Annotated in this window: 13 protein-coding genes; 2 read left to right on the top strand and 11 right to left on the bottom strand. The window is 72.8% G+C overall.

The window, feature by feature from the left end; all coding sequences use genetic code 11:
* Window positions 1-3: 3 nt before the first annotated feature.
* Entirely contained in the window at window positions 4-2679 is a 2676-nt protein-coding gene (locus H4O22_RS08560; protein WP_182526575.1) for an FtsK/SpoIIIE family DNA translocase, read from the bottom strand.
* Between the two features lie 350 nt (window positions 2680-3029).
* Between H4O22_RS08560 and H4O22_RS08555 the strand changes: the two genes are divergently transcribed.
* A complete protein-coding gene (locus H4O22_RS08555; RefSeq protein ID WP_182526574.1) occupies window positions 3030-6107 on the top strand; it encodes a M4 family metallopeptidase in 3078 nt (1025 codons plus the stop codon).
* 76 nt (window positions 6108-6183) lie between these two features.
* On the opposite strand, the gene H4O22_RS08550 is transcribed toward H4O22_RS08555, so the two are convergent.
* Both H4O22_RS08550 and dapA read right to left on the bottom strand, forming a co-directional pair.
* Window positions 6184-7869, bottom strand: a complete 1686-nt coding sequence (locus tag H4O22_RS08550; RefSeq protein ID WP_182526573.1) for a ribonuclease J — start codon at window positions 7867-7869, stop codon at window positions 6184-6186.
* 9 nt (window positions 7870-7878) lie between these two features.
* Window positions 7879-8775 carry a 4-hydroxy-tetrahydrodipicolinate synthase gene (gene dapA / locus H4O22_RS08545; RefSeq protein ID WP_182526572.1) on the bottom strand — a complete coding sequence of 299 codons (897 nt, stop codon included), beginning with the start codon at window positions 8773-8775 and terminating at the stop codon, window positions 7879-7881.
* A gap of 305 nt (window positions 8776-9080) precedes the next feature.
* Between dapA and H4O22_RS08540 the strand changes: the two genes are divergently transcribed.
* On the top strand, window positions 9081-10400 hold the full coding sequence (locus tag H4O22_RS08540; RefSeq protein WP_182526571.1) for an HNH endonuclease: 1320 nt from the start codon (window positions 9081-9083) through the stop codon (window positions 10398-10400).
* 203 nt (window positions 10401-10603) lie between these two features.
* On the opposite strand, the gene H4O22_RS08535 is transcribed toward H4O22_RS08540, so the two are convergent.
* The 8 genes from H4O22_RS08535 to gcvT are packed head-to-tail and all read right to left on the bottom strand — an operon-like array spanning window position 10604 to window position 17088.
* Entirely contained in the window at window positions 10604-11032 is a 429-nt protein-coding gene (locus H4O22_RS08535) for a GNAT family N-acetyltransferase (RefSeq protein ID WP_182526570.1), read from the bottom strand.
* Window positions 11033-11041: 9 nt separating this feature from the next.
* Complete coding sequence (locus tag H4O22_RS08530) at window positions 11042-11974, bottom strand: LLM class F420-dependent oxidoreductase (protein WP_182526569.1); 933 nt, start codon at window positions 11972-11974, stop codon at window positions 11042-11044.
* Between the two features lie 12 nt (window positions 11975-11986).
* A complete protein-coding gene (locus tag H4O22_RS08525) occupies window positions 11987-12481 on the bottom strand; it encodes a dihydrofolate reductase (RefSeq protein ID WP_182526568.1) in 495 nt (164 codons plus the stop codon).
* Complete coding sequence (locus H4O22_RS08520; protein WP_182526567.1) at window positions 12478-13287, bottom strand: thymidylate synthase; 810 nt, start codon at window positions 13285-13287, stop codon at window positions 12478-12480. Before H4O22_RS08520 ends, H4O22_RS08525 begins: the two co-directional genes overlap by 4 nt.
* A 28-nt stretch (window positions 13288-13315) precedes the next feature.
* On the bottom strand, window positions 13316-14161 hold the full coding sequence (locus H4O22_RS08515; RefSeq protein WP_182526566.1) for a PhzF family phenazine biosynthesis protein: 846 nt from the start codon (window positions 14159-14161) through the stop codon (window positions 13316-13318).
* Window positions 14162-14183: 22 nt separating this feature from the next.
* Window positions 14184-15692, bottom strand: a complete 1509-nt coding sequence (locus H4O22_RS08510) for a sigma factor-like helix-turn-helix DNA-binding protein (RefSeq protein ID WP_182526565.1) — start codon at window positions 15690-15692, stop codon at window positions 14184-14186.
* A gap of 10 nt (window positions 15693-15702) precedes the next feature.
* The gene (locus tag H4O22_RS08505) at window positions 15703-15960 is read right to left on the bottom strand and encodes a hypothetical protein (protein ID WP_182526564.1); all 258 of its coding nucleotides are present in this window, start codon (window positions 15958-15960) and stop codon (window positions 15703-15705) included.
* A 3-nt stretch (window positions 15961-15963) separates the two neighbouring features.
* Complete coding sequence (gene gcvT / locus H4O22_RS08500; RefSeq protein WP_182526563.1) at window positions 15964-17088, bottom strand: glycine cleavage system aminomethyltransferase GcvT; 1125 nt, start codon at window positions 17086-17088, stop codon at window positions 15964-15966.
* Between the last annotated feature and the right edge of the window lie 11 nt (window positions 17089-17099).

The following is a 17099-nucleotide window of genomic DNA, read 5'->3' as shown; positions in this document are numbered from 1 at the left end:
CGTTCACATCTCCCCCTGCAGGGTCGCGATCACGCCGTCGATCTCGTCGGGCTTGACCAGCACGTCGCGGGCCTTGGAGCCCTCGCTGGGTCCGACCACGCCACGGCTCTCCATGATGTCCATCAACCGGCCGGCCTTGGCGAAGCCGACGCGCAGCTTGCGCTGCAGCATCGAGGTCGAGCCGAACTGGGTCGACACGACCAGCTCGACCGCCTGGATCACCAGGTCCAGGTCGTCGCCGATGTCGTCGTCGAGGTCGCGCTTGGACGCGGCCGGGGCCGTGACGTCCTCGCGGTACGTCGGCTCCAGCTGGCCCTTGCAGTGCTTGACGACCTGGGCGATCTCCGCCTCGGTCACCCACGCACCCTGCACGCGGATCGGCTTGGAGGCACCCATCGGCAGGAACAGCCCGTCGCCCTGCCCGACCAGCTTCTCCGCGCCCGGCTGGTCCAGGATGACCCGACTGTCGGTGACGGAGGAGGTGGCGAAGGCCAGCCGCGAGGGCACGTTGGCCTTGATCAGGCCGGTGACGACGTCGACCGAGGGCCGCTGGGTCGCCAGCACCAGGTGGATGCCGGCCGCCCGCGCCAGCTGGGTGATCCGCACGATCGCGTCCTCGACGTCGCGCGGGGCGACCATCATCAGGTCCGCGAGCTCGTCGACGATCACCAGCAGGTACGGGTACGGCGACAGCACGCGCTCGGAGTGGGCCGGCAGCTCGACGGTGCCGGCCCGGACCGCCTTGTTGAAGTCGTCGATGTGCCGGAAGCCGAAGTTGGCCAGGTCGTCGTAGCGCAGGTCCATCTCGCGCACGACCCAGGCCAGCGCCTCGGCGGCCTTCTTGGGGTTGGTGATGATCGGGGTGATCAGGTGCGGGACGCCCTCGTAGGCGTTCAGCTCGACCCGCTTGGGGTCGACCATGATCATCCGGACCTCGTCGGGCGTGGAGCGCATCAGCACCGAGGTGATCATCGAGTTGATGAACGACGACTTTCCGGAGCCGGTGGCGCCGGCGACCAGCAGGTGCGGCATCTTCGCGAGGTTCGCGACCACGAAGCCGCCCTCGACGTCCTTGCCGAGCCCGGCGACCATCGGGTGGTGGGCCGACCGGGCCGCGTTGGAGCGCAGCACGTCGCCCAGCGAGACGATCTCCTTGTCGACGTTGGGGATCTCCACGCCGACCGCGGACTTGCCCGGGATCGGCGAGAGGATCCGCACGTCCGCGGAGGCCACCGCGTAGGCGATGTTCTTCTGGATGTTCATGATTTTCTCGACCTTCACGCCGGGGCCGAGCTCGACCTCGTAGCGCGTGACCGTCGGGCCGCGGGTGTAGCCGGTGACCTGGGCGTCGATGGTGAACTCGTCCATCACCTGCATCAGCCGGTCGACGACGGCGTCGCTGGCCTTCGACCTCGCCTTGTGCACCGAGCCGGGCTTGAGCACCTCGTCGGTCGGGAGCGAGTAGACGATGTCGCCGGAGAGCGCGAGCTGCTCGACGCGGGCGGGCAGCGGCGTGTGCGGCGGCGGCTCGAGGTCGGCCTTCTCCTCGACCTCGTCCGCCTCGGCGAGCTCGGCGAGCGCGGCGACGTCGATCGGGGCCTGCGGCGCGGGCGTCCGGGTGGAGTCGGGGGCGAACAGCTCGACCCCGACGTCGCGGGCGGTGGGCACCTCGCCCTCCTCGAGCGCCACGTCGACGGCGTCCTTGCGGCGGCGGCGCTTGACCTCGCGGTCCTCCAGCACCGGGGTGTCGTACGCCGGGTCGCCGAGCTCGGGGTCGATCTCGTCGTCGGCGTGCGCGCGGCCGCGGCCGCGGCGCGGCTCCTCGACGTCCTCGTAGTCCCGGCCGAGCAGCCGGTCGCTCAGGTCCGCGAGCCGGGCCGGGACCTGGTAGAGCGGGGTGGCGGTGATGACCAGGATGCCGAAGAACCCGACCAGCGCCAGCAGCGGCACCACGACGTACGGCGTGCGCAGCAGGTCGATCAGCAGCGAGGAGACCACGAAGCCGATCGCGCCGCCGGCGTCCTGCAGGCTGCTCGCGTCGCCGTTGACCGGCTCCGGGCTGCCGTTGGCGATGTGCACGATGCCGAGCACGCCGAAGCCGAGCGCCGACCAGCCGATGACCTGCCGGCCGACCGGCCCGCCGAGGTCGGGGTCACGGAGGGTCCGCCAGCCCGTCCACACCAGGACGAGCGGCACGAACCAGCCGACCTTGCCCACGGTGCCGGCCACGGCGGTGCGGGTGACCTCCATGACGTCGCCACCGAGCTGGAACCACACGGCGGCGGCGACGACGAGGGCGAGGCCGAAGAGGAGCAGGCCGGCGCCGTCGCGACGGTGGGCGGGGTCGAGGTCACGGGCGGTGCGCCCGATCCCCCGGGCCGCGGCGCCGACGGCGTGCGCGACCGCCAGCCAGACCGCGGCGACCCCGCGGAACAGCGCGCTGAAGAGCAGGAAGACCGGCCCCGGCCCGCTGCGGACCGCGCGCGGCGCGGGTCGGCTGGTGCTGCCGCGACCCTTCGCCGGGGCGCGCTTGACGGGTCGCTTGCTGGATGCAGCCGGGCGCTTGGCCGGCGTACTCCGGGTTCGGGTGCTCGAACCGCTTCGTCCCGAGGTTCGTGACCCGGAAGTGGACGTGCTCTTGCTCCGCGAACCCGGCGGGGAAGACGTACGGGTCGCCATGCTGATGACACTAGGCGATCGCCACTCCAGTCACAGGGACCACAGGAGTGACGCCGTACGCGTGTCGCGGCAGGCCGCCGGCCGCGCCGGAGGATCTCCGCCTGCCCAAGAAGATCGCCTCAAACCTTGCGGTGGCTCTGGACGGCTGTCGGCGGTTGTCCCTAGGGTTCCCCGCGACCGCCTCCTCCCGGGCGGCTCCCCATGGCACCCGAAGGGGCAACAATCTCGTGAATCTCCTCAAGCAGGGCCTCAGCCTTGCGCTTCTCGGGGCCGGCCTCGCAGCCGTCCCAGCGGTCCCCGCGAGCGCCGCCCCCGCGGCCCCCGCCGCAGACCGATCCCTCGTCCAGCGGATGAAGAGCGAGGCGGACGGCGCGGTCCGGCTCTCCACCGAGAGCGCCACCGGACGGGTCGGCTTCGTCCGCACCGCCTCCGGTGACCTGCTCCCCTCGGTCGACGCCGGCTCGGCGAAGGGGGCGGCGGCGAAGGCCGACGCCTACCTCGACGAGTACGCCGGGGCGTTCGGCGCCCGGCCGGCCGAGCTGGAGCAGTCGGCCGTGCGCAAGACGCTCGGCGGCTGGACCGTCGAGTACACCCAGAGCCACCGCGGCGTCCCGGTGTTCGCCGCCGAGCTGCGCGCGCACGTCGACGCCCAGGGCGACCTCACGGCCGTCAACGGGTTCGCGGCCCCCGACCTCGACGTCGACGTCACCCCCCGGCTGACCGAGGCGGACGCCGCAACGAAGGCTCGGCGCATCGTCGAGGCGGCCCCGTCCGGGGCGGCGCGCGGCGACGTGGACGTCACCGGCGTGAAGGCCGCGAGCACCGAGCTGATGGTCTACCGGATGGGCTCGACGCGCGGCGTCGAGGGCGAGGCCGTCCTCGCCTGGGTCGTCGAGGTCACCAACGAGGACGACGTCCGCGAGTCGGTGATCCTCGACGCGCTCACCGGCAAGCCGGTCAACCGCTGGTCGATGATCAACCACGCGCTCGACCGCGAGCTCTACGAGGCCGACGACAACGGCACCCCCGCCAACCTCGACGACGACACCCGCACCCTGGCGTGGTCCGAGGGCGACCCGTTCCCCGCCGGGCTCGACGCCGACCAGTCCAGCGAGGTGCGCGGCGCGGGCGAGACCTACTGGATGTTCCAGAACACCTTCGGCTACGACAGCTACGACGGTGACGGCGCGACGATGGTGACGGTCAACAACGACCCGAGCATCAACTGCCCGAACGCCAGCTGGAACGGCACGTCCACCAACTACTGCTCCGGCGTCAGCAGCGACGACACCGTCGCCCACGAGTGGGGCCACGCCTACACCGAGTACACCTCGGGGCTGGTCTACCAGTGGCAGTCCGGCGCGATGAACGAGGCCTACTCCGACATCTGGGGCGAGACGGTCGACATGCTCAACGACCGCCAGAACACGCCCTCAGAGCAGGTGCGGCGCGTCGAGGGCGACTGCTCGGCGGAGACCCCCGCGCGGATCTCGGTGCAGATCACGGCGCCGGCCAGCGTCGCCGGCCCGTGCCGGGCCGTCCCCGCGGCCGGCGGGCCGGCGTTCACGACGCAGGTGCTCACGCCCCAGGTCGTCGTCGGCACCGACAGCGCCCTCAGCGGCAGCACCACCGACGGCTGCTCGGCGTTCACCAACGCCACGGCCATCGCCGGCAACTGGGTCTACGTCGACGAGAACTTCGGCGCGACGGGCTGCTCCTACACCAGCCAGGGCCAGCGCGCCGAGGACGCCGGCGCCGCCGGAATCATCGTCGGCTCCGACCCGCGGTACGCGCCGTACGACATGGGCAGCGCGACCTTCGACATCCCCGCGCTGCAGGTCGACGGCGAGTCCGGCGGACGGTTCAAGACCGCCGGCACCAGCACGGCGCGGATCACCGCGTCCACGACCCCCGACGACCCGTCCGCACGCTGGCTCTCCGGCGAGGACGACCCGGCCTTCGGCGGCGCGATCCGCGACATGTGGAACCCCACCTGCTACGGCGACCCGGGCAAGGTCTCGGACGCGGAGTACCACTGCGACACCTCCGACGGCGGCGGAGTGCACACCAACTCCGGCGTCGTGAACCACGCGTTCGCGCTCATGGTCGACGGCAGCACCTACAACGGCGTCCAGGTCCCGGCGATCGGGCTCGACAAGGCCGCGCACCTCTTCTGGCGCGCGCAGTCGGAGTACCTCACCCCGACGTCGGGCTTCCCCGAGCTTGATGACGCGCTCGCGGCCTCCTGCACCGACCTGGTCGGCCAGCAGGTCAACCGGGTCACGCTGGGCCAGAGCGCGACCGGCGGCAGTGCGGCCACGCCCGCCAAGACCGACGCCTTCACGACGGCCGACTGCGCCGCTGCGGACAGCGCCACCCAGGCGGTCGAGCTGGCCAAGGAGCCGGTCCAGTGCAACTTCGGCCCGCTGCTGGCCAAGGGCGCGCCGTCGCTGTGCGGCAAGGGCTTCGTGTCCGACGCCACCTGGAGCGAGGACTTCTCCGACGGCCTCGCCGGGTGGACCCAGGACGAGGAGGTCGTCTACCTCGGCGCCTCCAGCATTCCGTGGGAGGCCAGCACGTCGGCTCCCGGCGGCCACCGGGGCGGTGTCGCCTTCGCGCCCGACCCGCGGACCGGCAGCTGCAACCGTGACGCGGCCGACGTCTCCAGCCGCAACGGCCTGATCAGCCCGGCGGTCACCTACCCGGCCGGCACGGGGGCCAAGCTCTCGTTCGACCACTACGTGGCCACCGAGGTCGGCTACGACGGCGCCAACGTCAAGGTGAGCGTCGACGGCGGCGCCTTCGAGATCGTCCCGACGGCGGCGTACCTCTTCAACGCCCCGGGCGCCGAGCTCGAGTCCGCGGCGGCCGACAACACCAACCCGATGGCCGGCGAGCGCGCCTACACGGGCACCGACGGCAACGAGCCGGGCGGCTCGTGGGGCACCTCGATCGTCGACCTCGGCGCGATCCCGGGTGCGGACCCGGGCGACGAGCTGCGGTTCCGGTTCGACATGGGTCGTGACGGGTGTGGCGGCCTCGACGGTTGGTACGTCGACAACGTGTCGGTCACCGTGTGCGAGAAGGTGGCTGCCTCTCGGACCCGCGCCCACGCCGTCCCGCGGACGATCGTCAAGGGCGGCGTCTTCCGCGCCGCCGTGAAGGTCACCACCCCGGGCGACAAGCGGGCGACGGCACGGGCCGCTGCCGCCGGCGGCAAGGTGCAGATCATCTTCCGCGGCAAGGTGCTCGCGACCGGCAAGCTCAACCGCGCGGGCCGGGTGCTGATCAAGGTCACCCGCACCGACCGGCTGAAGCCCGGCACCCGCACGCTCACGGCGTCCTACCTGGGGTCGCGCACCGTCGCGCCCAGCAAGGACACCTTCCGGCTGAAGGTGATCAAGAAGAGGGGCGCGCAGCAGTACTGACGCCCCTCCCCCACCAGTAGCAGCGCCGCGCCGGAGCTCCTCCGGCGCGGCGCTGTTGCGTGGTGGGCCGCGCTGCTCAGGCGTCGATGACGACCGGGATGATCATCGGGCGGCGGCGGTGGGTGGTGTTCACCCAGCGGCCGACGACCCGGCGCATCGTCTGCTGGAGCTGGTAGGAGTCGGTGTTGCCCTCCGCGATCGCCAGGTCGAGGGCGTCGACGATCGGCTGCTTGATCTCCTCGAAGCTGGCGTCGTCGAGCGCGTTGCCACGGGCGTGGATCTCGGGCCCGGAGGCGACCTTGCCGCTGACGGAGTCGATGACCACGATGATCGAGACGAAGCCCTCCTCGCCCAGGATCCGGCGGTCCTTGAGGTCGGACTCGGTGACGTCGCCGACCGAGGAGCCGTCGACGAACACGTTGCCGCACTCGACCTTGCCGACGATCCGCGCCACCCCGTCGACCAGGTCGACGACCACGCCGTCCTCGGCGACCACGACGTTCTCGACGCCGGTGGCCCGGGCGAGCTCGGCGTTGGCCAGCATGTGCCGGATCTCGCCGTGCACCGGCAGCACGTTGCGCGGCTTGACGATGTTGTAGCAGTAGAGGAGCTCGCCGGCGCTGGCGTGGCCGCTGACGTGGACCAGGGCGTTGCCCTTGTGCACCACGCGGGCGCCCCAGCGGGAGAGGCCGTTGATGACGCGGTAGACGGCGTTCTCGTTGCCCGGGATCAGGCTCGAGGCGAGCAGGACGGTGTCGCCCTCCTCGATGTGCACGAAGTGGTGGTTGCGCTGGGCGATCCGGCTCAGCGCGCTCATCGGCTCGCCCTGCGACCCCGTCGAGATCAGCACCTGGCGCTCGGGCGGCAGGTCGGCGAGCTCCTTGGCCTCGACGAGCACGCCCTCGGGGACCCGGAGGTAGCCCAGGTCGCGGGCGATGCCCATGTTGCGCACCATCGAGCGGCCGACGTACGCGACCTTGCGGCGGTGCGCGACCGCGGCGTCGAGGACCTGCTGGACCCGGTGCACGTGGGAGGCGAAGCAGGCCACGATGATCCGCTGCCGGGACTCACGGAAGACCTGGTCGATGACCGGGGTGATCGACTTCTCGGCCGGCGTGAAGCCCGGCGTCTCGGCGTTGGTGGAGTCGGTGAGGAAGAGGTCGACCCCCTCGTCGCCGAGGCGGGCGAAGGCATTCAGGTCGGTGATCCGGCCGTCCAGCGGCAGCTGGTCCATCTTGAAGTCGCCGGTGTGCAGGACCAGGCCCGCAGGGGTCCGGATGGCCACGGCCAGCGCGTCGGGGATGGAGTGGTTGACCGCGACGAACTCGAGGTCGAAGGGCCCCAGCCGCAGCCGGTCGCCCTCCTTGACCGTGTGGTGGACGGTCTCCCGGAGCCGGTGCTCGCGCAGCTTGCTGTCGAGCAGGGCCAGGGTGAGCTTCGAGCCGACGAGCGGGATGTCGCGGCGCTCCCGCAGGAGGTACGGCGTGGCGCCGATGTGGTCCTCGTGGCCGTGGGTGAGGACGAGGGCCTCGACGTCGTCGAGCCGGTCCCGGATCGAGCTCCAGTCGGGCAGGATCAGGTCGACGCCGGGCTGGTGGTCCTCGGGGAACAGCACGCCGCAGTCGACGATCAGCAACCGGCCGTCGTACTCGAAGGCGGTCATGTTGCGCCCGACCTCGCCGAGCCCGCCGAACGGCGTGACCCGGAGCCCTCCCGTCGGCAGTGCAGCAGGCGCGGAGAGCTCAGGATGGGGATGACTCATGGATGTCCTCTACAGCAGGTCGGCGGCCACCAGCCCTGCGCGCAGTGCCTCGAGCTCCGTCTCGTCCAGCGGCACCAGGGGCGCCCGGACGTTGCGGTTGTCGAGCACCCCGAGGAGCTGGAGACCGCCCTTGGCGGTGGTGGCTCCGTAGTTGTCGACGCCCATCACGGCGTCGATCGCGGGGAGCAGCCGCGTGAAGATCTCGAGGGCGCCGGCGTGGTCGCCCGACTCGAACGTGTCGGCCAGGGCACGGAGCTGGTCGCCGGCCACGTGCCCGACGACGCTCACGAACCCGGCGGCGCCGTGCGCCAGCCAGCCGAGGTTGGCGGCGTCGTCGCCGGAGTAGACGGCGTAGCCGAGCTGCTGGAGGCGGATGCCGCGGGCGAAGTCGCCGACGGCGTCCTTGACGGCCACGACGGTGTCCCACTCGGCCGCGCGCTCGTAGGTCTCGAGCGCGATCGTGGTCGCGGTGCGGCCGGGCACGTCGTACAACATCACCGGCAGGTCGCTGGCCTCCACGACCGTGCGGAAGTGGTGCAGGACGCCGGCCTGGCCGGGCTTGTTGTAGTACGGCGTCACGAGGAGCGCGCCGTCGGCGCCGTGCTTCTCGGCCTGGCGCATCAGCTCGACCGAGTGCGCCGTGGAGTTGGTGCCGACGCCGGCGATGACGACCGCCCGGTCGCCGACCGCGTCGATCACCGCGGCGAGCAGCTCGCCGTCCTCGGCCACCGAGGTCGTCGGCGACTCCCCCGTGGTCCCGGACACCACGACGCCGTCGTGCCCGTGCTCGACGAGGTGGGCCGCGATCCGCGCCGTCCCGTCGGGGTCGACACTGCCGTCGTCGTGGAACGCGGTGGCCATCGCCGTGAGCACACGACCGAAGGGTGCAGCGGGCGCGGACGTCATGGGCTCAGGTTATCCCGCACGCCCCCCACTCCCCCGCACACCCGCCGCGAAGCCCGCCGAGTCGGCGCTTGTGTCCGGCGTGGGTACGCCGAGTCGGCGCTTGTGTCCGGCGTGGGTACGCCGAGTCGGCGCTTGTGTCCGGCGTGGGTACGTCGGCCCCCGGTGGTCGAGCAGCGAAGGCGCTCCGCGCCTGAGCGTTGTCGAGACCCGGTGACCCGAGAACCCACCACTACCACTGCAAATCTCCTACCACAGACCCGACTTCAAGCCTTCCGCTCGAACACACGTTCGAATAGAATGAGGGCATGACCACCACCCCCGCCCTCGACGCCGCAGCCGACGTGCTGTCCCGGGTGCGCGAACGTCGGCGCGACGAGCACCAGGCCGCCGCCGACCTGCTCGCCGCCGCGGTGGCCTGGGCGGGGATCCACTCCGTCGACGAGCGCGACCACCACCTCGCAGCGATGCTCCCCGGCGCCGAAGGTCATCTGATGGTCGCCGGCGAAGGCGCCCCACTGGTCGCGGAGTTCAGCGTGTGCGAGTTCGCGGCCGCGATGGGCATCACTTCGGACGCCGGCGCCGCGTACCTGGGTGAGGCCGTCGAGCTGGCCCACCGCCTGCGCCGCGTCTACGCACGGGTGCAAGCGGATGAGCTGCCGGCCTGGAAGGCCCGCCGGATCGCCCAGCAGACCATCTCCCTGCCGATCGACGGTGCGGAGTACGTCGACCGGCACGTCGCCCCGGTCGCGCACAAGATCGGCATCGCCGCCCTGGACCGGCTCATTGAGGAAGCCCTGGTCCGGTTCGACCCCGACGAAGCGAAGGCCCGCCGGCTGGCTGCCGCGGACGTACGACGGTTCGACATCGACACCCATCAGGTCTCCTACGACGGCACCATCAGCGTCGAGGGCGTCCTGGACCTAGCCGACGCGATCGACCTCGACGAAGCCGTCAAGCGCGGCGCCGCCCACCTTGCCGACCTCGGGTCGGACCTCTCCCTGGACGTGCGCCGCTCGATCGCCGCCGGCGACCTCGCCCGCCGCCAACTCGCGCTCGAGCTGAACGCTGAAGGCACTGAGGAGACGAGCAAGAAGCGGTCCAAGCGGACCATGCCACGCCAGGTGGTGCTGCACGCCCACCTCGCCGCCGCCGCGATCACCGGCACTGGCACCGGCGAAACAGATGAGCTGTTCCTGGCGCGGATCGAGAACACCCGCTCCTTCATCGACGCCGAGCAGGTCAAGGCCTGGTGTGCCAACCCCGACACCCAGGTGGTCGTCAAGCCGGTCATCGACCTCACCGGCCACATCGCCACCGACGCCTACGAGGTCCCCGACCGGCTCCGGGAACGCCAGGTCCTGCTCCACCACACCTGTGTCTTCCCCTGGTGCACCCGACCCGGCAGGAAAGCCGACTGCGACCACGTCACCGCCGCATCCAAAGGCGGCACCACCTGCTCCTGCAACACCGCCCCACTCTGCCGACGACATCACCGGGTCAAGACCCACGGCCGCTGGACCTACGTCGCCCTCGACGAGACCACCTTCCGATGGCGCAGCCCCCACGGACTGATCTTCATCCGCGACCACACCGGCACCCAGCCCGCAGATCACACCGACCCCTGACCACCGAGCCCCGGACCCCGTCGTACGCATCACCACGGCGGGGACCTCGGCACGTCCCGGACCTGTCCGATACGCCCGGGTTGCGGTCGCTTGTCGGGTCACCGGGTTCCGACAACACTCAGGCGCAGAGCGCCTTCGCTCCTCAACCACCGGCGCTCAACCACCGGCGAGGTGACGGTCACTCCCAGGGACCGCGCTCGAGGTCACGGCCTGACGAAGATGCCCTGACGAGCCGCTGGCTGGAAGCCGTGCCTGGCGTAGAAGGCGGCTGCAGGGCCGTCCCGCATGGTCGTCAGGTACCAGTGCCGGAGGTCGGCGAGGTCCGCAGTGAGCGCCTCGAGCAGGGCCGAGCCGTGGCCCTGCCCCTGCTGGTCCGGACGGACGCACATCTCCTGGAGCAGGAAGTGGTCCTCGTCTTGGTAGCGCTCCCTCCGTCCGAGCGCGAAGCCCAGGAGGACGCCGTCCGGCCCGGCCAGGCAGAGCCCCCTCGACCGCGGCGCGCCGAGGAAGTCCGACAAGCGCTGTCGGGCGTCCTCGAGCCGCCACGTCTCGTCCCACGGCGGCGCACGGAAGACCTCGACGTACAGCTCCGCGCACGCATCGAGGCGGTCGGGCGTCATCACGCTGATCACGGCAACCTCTCAGACGTGCGGGAGCACCTCGGCGGCGATCAGCCGCAGGTGGTCGAGGTCGGCGAGGTCGAGGACCTGGAGGTAGACGCGCTCGGCGCCGAGGGCGGCGTACCGGCCGATCTTGTCGACGACCTCCTGGGGCGTGCCGGCGAGGCCGTTCTCGCGCAGCTCGTCCTTCTCCCGGCCGATGGCCGCGGCCCGGCGGGTGATCTCGTCCTCGTCGGCACCGACGCACACGACCAGCGCGTTGGACCAGGTCATCGTGGCCGGGTCGCGGTCGGCGGCCTCGCAGGCCGCGCGCACCCGGGCGAACTGCGCCTCGGTGGTGGCCTCGTCGACGAACGGCAGGTTGAACTCGTCCGCGTACGCCGCGGCGAGGGCGGGGGTGCGCTTCTTGCCGAGCCCGCCGATCAACAACGGCGGGCCGCCGCGCCGGCCGTCGGTCTGCACCGGCTTGGGCAGGCCGGGGCTGTCGACGACGCGGTAGTGCTCGCCCTCGTGGGTGAACCCGCCCCGGGTCGACCACAGCCCGGTGATCACCGCGAGCTGCTCCTCGAAGCGGTCGAAGCGCTCGCCGGTGGACGGGAACGGGATGCCGTACTTGGTGTGCTCGTCCTCGAACCAGCCCGCGCCGATGCCGAGCTCGACCCGGCCGCCACTCATCTGGTCGACGTTCGCGACGCTGATCGCGAGCGGGCCCGGGTATCGGAACGTCGCGCTGGTCATCATCGTGCCGAGCCGGATGGTGCTGGTGTCGCGCGCCAACCCGGCGAGCGTCACCCAGGCGTCGCTCGGGCCGGGGAGGCCCTCGGTGCCCATGCCCAGGTAGTGGTCGGAGCGGAAGAACGCCCCGAAGCCGAGTCGTTCGGCCTCCCGAGCCACCGCGAGGAGGTCGTCGTACGTCGCGCCCTGCTGAGGCTCGGTGAAGATGCGCAGCTCCATGGCCCCAGCCTCTCAGACGGGCCCGGACCGCGCGCGGAACACCCGGTCGTACCCCTCGTGGTGCTCCCGCGCGGTCTCGGGCCACGCCGCCTCGTCGTACGCCGGGAAGAACGCGTCGCCCGCGGGCTCCAGGTCGACCTCGCTGAGCACCAGCTCGTCGGCGTGCGGCAGCAGGGCGGCGTAGACCTCTCCCCCGCCGGCGACCATCACGTCGCCGTCGAGCCCGTCGGCCAGCGCGAGCGCCGCGTCGACGTCGTGGGCCACCAGCACCCCGTCGGCGGACCAGCTCGGGTCGCGGGTCAGCACGACCGTCGTACGGCCCGGGAGCGGCCGCCCGATCGAGTCGTACGTCGTGCGCCCCATCAGCAGCACGTGACCCCAGGTGAGCTCCTTGAACCGCCGCTGCTCGCCCGGCAGCGACCACGGGATGTCGGGGCCGGCGCCGATCACGCCGTTGCGCGCGACCGCGGCGACCAGCACCACCCGCTTGCCGGCGGGGGTGCTCATACGGCGATCGGGGCCTTGATGCCCGGGTGCGGGTCGTAGCCCTCCAGCGAGATGTGCTCGAGGTCGAAGGCGTCGAGCTCGGTGACCGAGGGGTCCAGGCGCAGCGTGGGCAGCGGGCGCGGCTCGCGGGTCAGCTGCAGCCGGGCCTGGTCGAGGTGGTTGAGGTAGAGGTGGGCGTCGCCGAAGGTGTGCACGAAGTCGCCGACCTCGAGCCCGGTCACCTGGGCGACCATGTGCGTCAGCAGCGCGTAGGAGGCGATGTTGAACGGCACACCGAGGAAGACGTCGGCCGAGCGCTGGTAGAGCTGGCAGCTGAGCCGCCCGGGCCCGGACTCCTGCGGCGCGACGTAGAACTGGAAGAGCGCGTGGCACGGCGCGAGCGCCATGTCGGGGATGTCGGCGACGTTCCAGGCGCTGACGATGTGGCGGCGCGAGTCGGGGTCGGTGCGCAGCTGCTGGACGACCTGCGCGACCTGGTCGACGTGCCGGCCGTCGGGCGTGGGCCACGACCGCCACTGGGCGCCGTACACCGGACCGAGGTCGCCGTGCTCGTCTGCCCACTCGTCCCAGATGGTCACGCCGCGGTCCTGGAGCCACTTCACGTTGGTGTCGCCGCGCAGGAACCACAGCAGCTCGGCGAAGACCGACCGCGTGTGCACCTTCTTGGTGGTGACCAGCGGGAAGCCCTCGGCCAGGTCGAAGCGGAGCTGGTGGCCGAAGACCGAGCGGGTGCCGGTGCCGGTGCGGTCCTGCTTCTCGACGCCCTCGTCGAGGACGCGCCGGACGAGGTCGAGGTAGGCCTGCACGCGTCGAGGGTATCCCCGGGCGCCCCCGTCAGAGGTCGAGCGTGCCGCTGATCGTCGTACGCGTGTCGCCGCCCACCCAGATGGTCCCGTCGTCGGCGGTCGTCACGTGCACCCGGCCGCGCCGGCGCATCGCGGTGCCCTGCGCCGCGACGTACGACGAGGGCAGGCGCGAGCCGGCCAGCCACTGCGCCACGCCGGCGTTGAGCGATCCGGTGACCGGGTCCTCGCCGATCCCCATCTCCGGCACGAACGCCCGCACCTCCACGTCCGCGTCGGACTCCCCCGGCTCCCACAGGCCGACGACACCGATGTCGAGGCCGTCGAACGCCGCGTCGTCGGGTCGTACGGCGAGCACGGCGGCCGCGTCGCGCAGCAGCACCGCGACCCAGCCCGGTCCGTTGTCGACCCAGGCCGCGTCGACGACGTCGCCCCGGTCGATCCGCAGGGCCCGGCAGATCCGGGTGAGGTCGGCGTCGTCGACCGGCCCGGACCGCACCAGCGGCGGGGCCGCGAACGCGAGCCGTCCGCCCTCACCGCGGCGGACCCGCACCAGCCCGGCGCCGCACTCCTGCACCACGCCCTCGTCCGCCGGGTCCCCGGCTGCGACGCCACCGGCCTCCAGCCACGCGTGCGCGCTGCCGAGCGTCGGGTGGCCGGCGAACGGCAGCTCGCCGGTCGGCGTCCAGATCCGCAGCCGGTAGTCGGCGCCCGGGTCGGTCGGCGTCAGGAGGAACGTCGTCTCGGAGAGGTTGGTCCAGCGGGCGAACGCCGCCATCTCCTCGTCGTCGAGGCCGTCGGCGTCGTGGACGACGGCGACCGGGTTGCCGAGCAGCGGCTCGGCGGAGAACACGTCGACCTGGCGGAAGCTGCGCATGACCCGACCGTAGGCGAACGCCTCAGTGCGACACCACCGGGAGGGCCGCGGCGCCGGAGAGCCGGGCGACGTCCTCGCAGGCGCCGGCGTACGGCGTGCAGGTGCGCAGCGAGAGCGCGACGCTGAGCGAGAGCCGCGAGAACCCGTCCTCCCCCACCGGCTGCACCGCCGGGCCCACGACGTACGTGAGGGTGCCGCGCCGTCCCAGCCCCGCCGAGACCGGCACCTCCCCCGGCTCCAGCCCGGAGGGCAGCACCGTGCCGGACCCCACGTCGTAGAGCCGGAGCGCGCCGCCGCCACCGCGGTCGCTGGTGAGCAGCAGCCCGCCGTCGTCGCTGAGCCGGGCCCCCCGGCCGGGACGCACCAGACCCGGCGGAGCCTGCGAGCGCACCACCAGCAGCGAGGTCGGCCCGCGCTGGAAGACCTTGGTGCCCCCGGCGACGTCGAGCAGCGGGTAGCCCGACACCCGGGCGCTCTCCTCGAAGGGGCGGGCCCGCCACGAGGTGTCCCCCTCGTTGTAGTAGAGCCAGCCGCCGTCGATCGCGACCGGTTCGAGGTCCGTGCCGCCCACCCGGTCGATCTCCTCGACCATGTCCAGGTCGACGAGCACCAGGTCGCCGCTGGGGTCGCGCCACGCCGCCCAGCCCCCGGACCCGACCAGGGAGGAGCCGTCGGCGGCGCGACCGAGCTCGGTGCGGTCCCCGTCGTGCTCCACCAGCGCGATGCCGCCTCGTCCGTCGTCGATCACGGCGCCGGGTCCGACGCCCACCAGCGAGCGCACCGCCGGCACCGGCACCCGCGACGTCGGCAGGTGGAGCACGCCGTCGGCCCACCACGCCACCTCGACGGGGTTCTCCGCCCGCACCACCTCGGCCCGCGCCGGGGCGGTGTCGGGGTCGTCCGGCGGGGCCGGATCGTCGTCGCCCGACGTCCAGGTCCAGGCCGCGAGCCCCGCCACCACGAGGGCGCCCGCGCCGACGGCGGCAGCGGTACGACGCCGCCGCCCCCGGCCCTGCGTCCCGGCCCGCGCCGCGACCGCCGCGTCGTCCGGCGCGGCCAGCACCGGCACCGCCTCGGCGGCGCGCCGCAGGTCCTCGCTCCCCGTCCACCCGTCGAGGACGTCGCGCACCGCCGCCACCGGAACCTCCAGCACCTCGGCGACCCGGTCGGCGCCGAGCCCCGCCACGTCGTGGAGCACCACCGCCTCCCGTGCCGGACCGGGCAGCCGGTCGAGCGCGGCCTCGGCCGGCTCCCGGTCGGGGTCCGGCTCGGGGTCCGGCTCGGGAGCGGGCAGCCCAACCCACCACTCCGTACGCCGCCGCGCGGCCCACGCCGCGAGCACGGCGCCGAGCACGAGCGTGTCGGGGTCCGCGCCGCGGGCGACGTCGGCCCAGGACCGGCGGCTGCGGGCCAGCGCGTCGAGGGCGACGTCGGGGGCGAGCGGGTCGGGACAGCCGACGAGGACCAGGGTGCGCACCAGCACCGGCCAGCGGGCGCCGGCGTACGCCGTGAGGTCGTCGTCGGCGCGCACCGTGCGGTCCCTAGGGGTGCAGCGACATCGGTCCGTAGACCTGCCGGTCGAGCTCGAAGAGGGTCACCGCGTCGACCCCGGCGGCGGCGAGCTCGGAGAAGGTCTCGCCGACCCAGGACTCTGCGTCGGCCTGGCTGGCGAAGCGCTGGCCGGCGAGGTCGCCCTCGATCTCGACCTCGGTGCCGGCCCCGTCCTCCAGGCGCCAGTGCCACGGGCGCTCGGTCGGGGACGGGTGCCGGAAGCTGGTGGGCGGCTCGGGGAGGGTCATGCCTCAGTCCTCTCGCACGGACGGGTCGACGAAGGGCGGCCTGGTCAGCCGGAAGATCTCGCGCCGGCCGCGGACGTCGACGCCGACCTCGGCGTCCGGCGCGACGGAGGTGGAGACCAGCGCGAGGCCCACGCCCTGGCGCAGGGTGGGCGAGAAGGTGCCGGAGGTGACCACGCCGACCAGCACGTCGGGGGTCAGCGAGACCGACATCCCCGGGCGCGGGATGGCCCGGCCGGTCGCCACGATCCCGCGCAGCACCCGGCGCGGTCCGGCGGCCTTCTCGGCGAGGATCGCGTCGCGGCCCCAGAAGGCGTCCTTGTCCCAGCCGACCGCCCAGCCGACCCGGCCCTGGTTGGGGGTGGTGTCGAGGGAGATGTCCTGGCCGTGCAGCGGGTAGCCCATCTCGGTGCGCAGCGTGTCGCGGGCGCCGAGCCCGCAGGGCAGCATCCCGTGCGGCTCCCCCGCGCTCACGAGAGCGTCCCAGAGGGCCTCGGCCACCGCCACCGGGGCGACCAGCTCGTAGCCGCGCTCGCCGGTGTAGCCGGTGCGGCACACGACGACGTCGGTGCCCGCGAACGGCGCCTCGGCGAACGACATGTACTCGTGGCCCACGGGCAGCCCCACCGCGGACAGCACCTGGTCGCTCAGCGGTCCCTGCACGGCGAGCACCACGTGGTCGCGGTGCTCGTCGGTGACCACGACGCCCTCGGGCGCCCCGGCCGCGAGCCGGCGCACGACCTCGGCGGTGTTGGCGGCGTTCGGCACCAGCAGCACCCGCTCGTCGTCGTACCAGTAGGCGATCAGGTCGTCGACGATCCCGCCGGTCTCCTCGTCGCAGCACAGCGTGTACTGCGCCTTGCCGGGCCGGATCTTGGCGAGGTCGTTGGTCAGCGTGGCGTTGACGTACGCCGCGGCGCCCGGGCCGGTGACCGAGGCCTTGCCGAGGTGGCTGACGTCGAAGATGCCGACCGCCTCGCGGACCGCGGTGTGCTCCTTGACCACGCCGGTGGGGTACTCCAGCGGCATCGCCCAGCCGCCGAACTCGGCGAGCTTGGCCCCCAGGGCGACGTGCCGCTCGTGCAGCGGGGAGCGGAGCAGCGAGGGGTCCTCGGCGGGCAGGGCGGGCATGGTCCGGAACC

This window comes from Nocardioides dongkuii, assembly GCF_014127485.1.
Lineage (GTDB): Bacteria > Actinomycetota > Actinomycetes > Propionibacteriales > Nocardioidaceae > Nocardioides > Nocardioides dongkuii.
This window is presented reverse-complemented; position numbering and strand designations above follow the sequence as displayed.

Bases quoted from the DNA above. Each gene is read 5' to 3' on its own strand.
- H4O22_RS08515 (WP_182526566.1), bottom strand. From the start codon at position 14,161: ATGCGCAGCTTCCGCCAGGTCGACGTGTTCTCCGCCGAGCCGCTGCTC.
- H4O22_RS08525 (WP_182526568.1), bottom strand. From the start codon at position 12,481: ATGAGCACCCCCGCCGGCAAGCGGGTGGTGCTGGTCGCCGCGGTCGCG.
- H4O22_RS08505 (WP_182526564.1), bottom strand. From the start codon at position 15,960: ATGACCCTCCCCGAGCCGCCCACCAGCTTCCGGCACCCGTCCCCGACC.
- H4O22_RS08555 (WP_182526574.1), top strand. From the start codon at position 3,030: ATGAAGAGCGAGGCGGACGGCGCGGTCCGGCTCTCCACCGAGAGCGCC.
- dapA (WP_182526572.1), bottom strand. From the start codon at position 8,775: ATGACGTCCGCGCCCGCTGCACCCTTCGGTCGTGTGCTCACGGCGATG.
- H4O22_RS08530 (WP_182526569.1), bottom strand. From the start codon at position 11,974: ATGGAGCTGCGCATCTTCACCGAGCCTCAGCAGGGCGCGACGTACGAC.
- H4O22_RS08560 (WP_182526575.1), bottom strand. From the start codon at position 2,679: ATGGCGACCCGTACGTCTTCCCCGCCGGGTTCGCGGAGCAAGAGCACG.
- gcvT (WP_182526563.1), bottom strand. From the start codon at position 17,088: ATGCCCGCCCTGCCCGCCGAGGACCCCTCGCTGCTCCGCTCCCCGCTG.
- H4O22_RS08550 (WP_182526573.1), bottom strand. From the start codon at position 7,869: ATGAGTCATCCCCATCCTGAGCTCTCCGCGCCTGCTGCACTGCCGACG.
- H4O22_RS08540 (WP_182526571.1), top strand. From the start codon at position 9,081: ATGACCACCACCCCCGCCCTCGACGCCGCAGCCGACGTGCTGTCCCGG.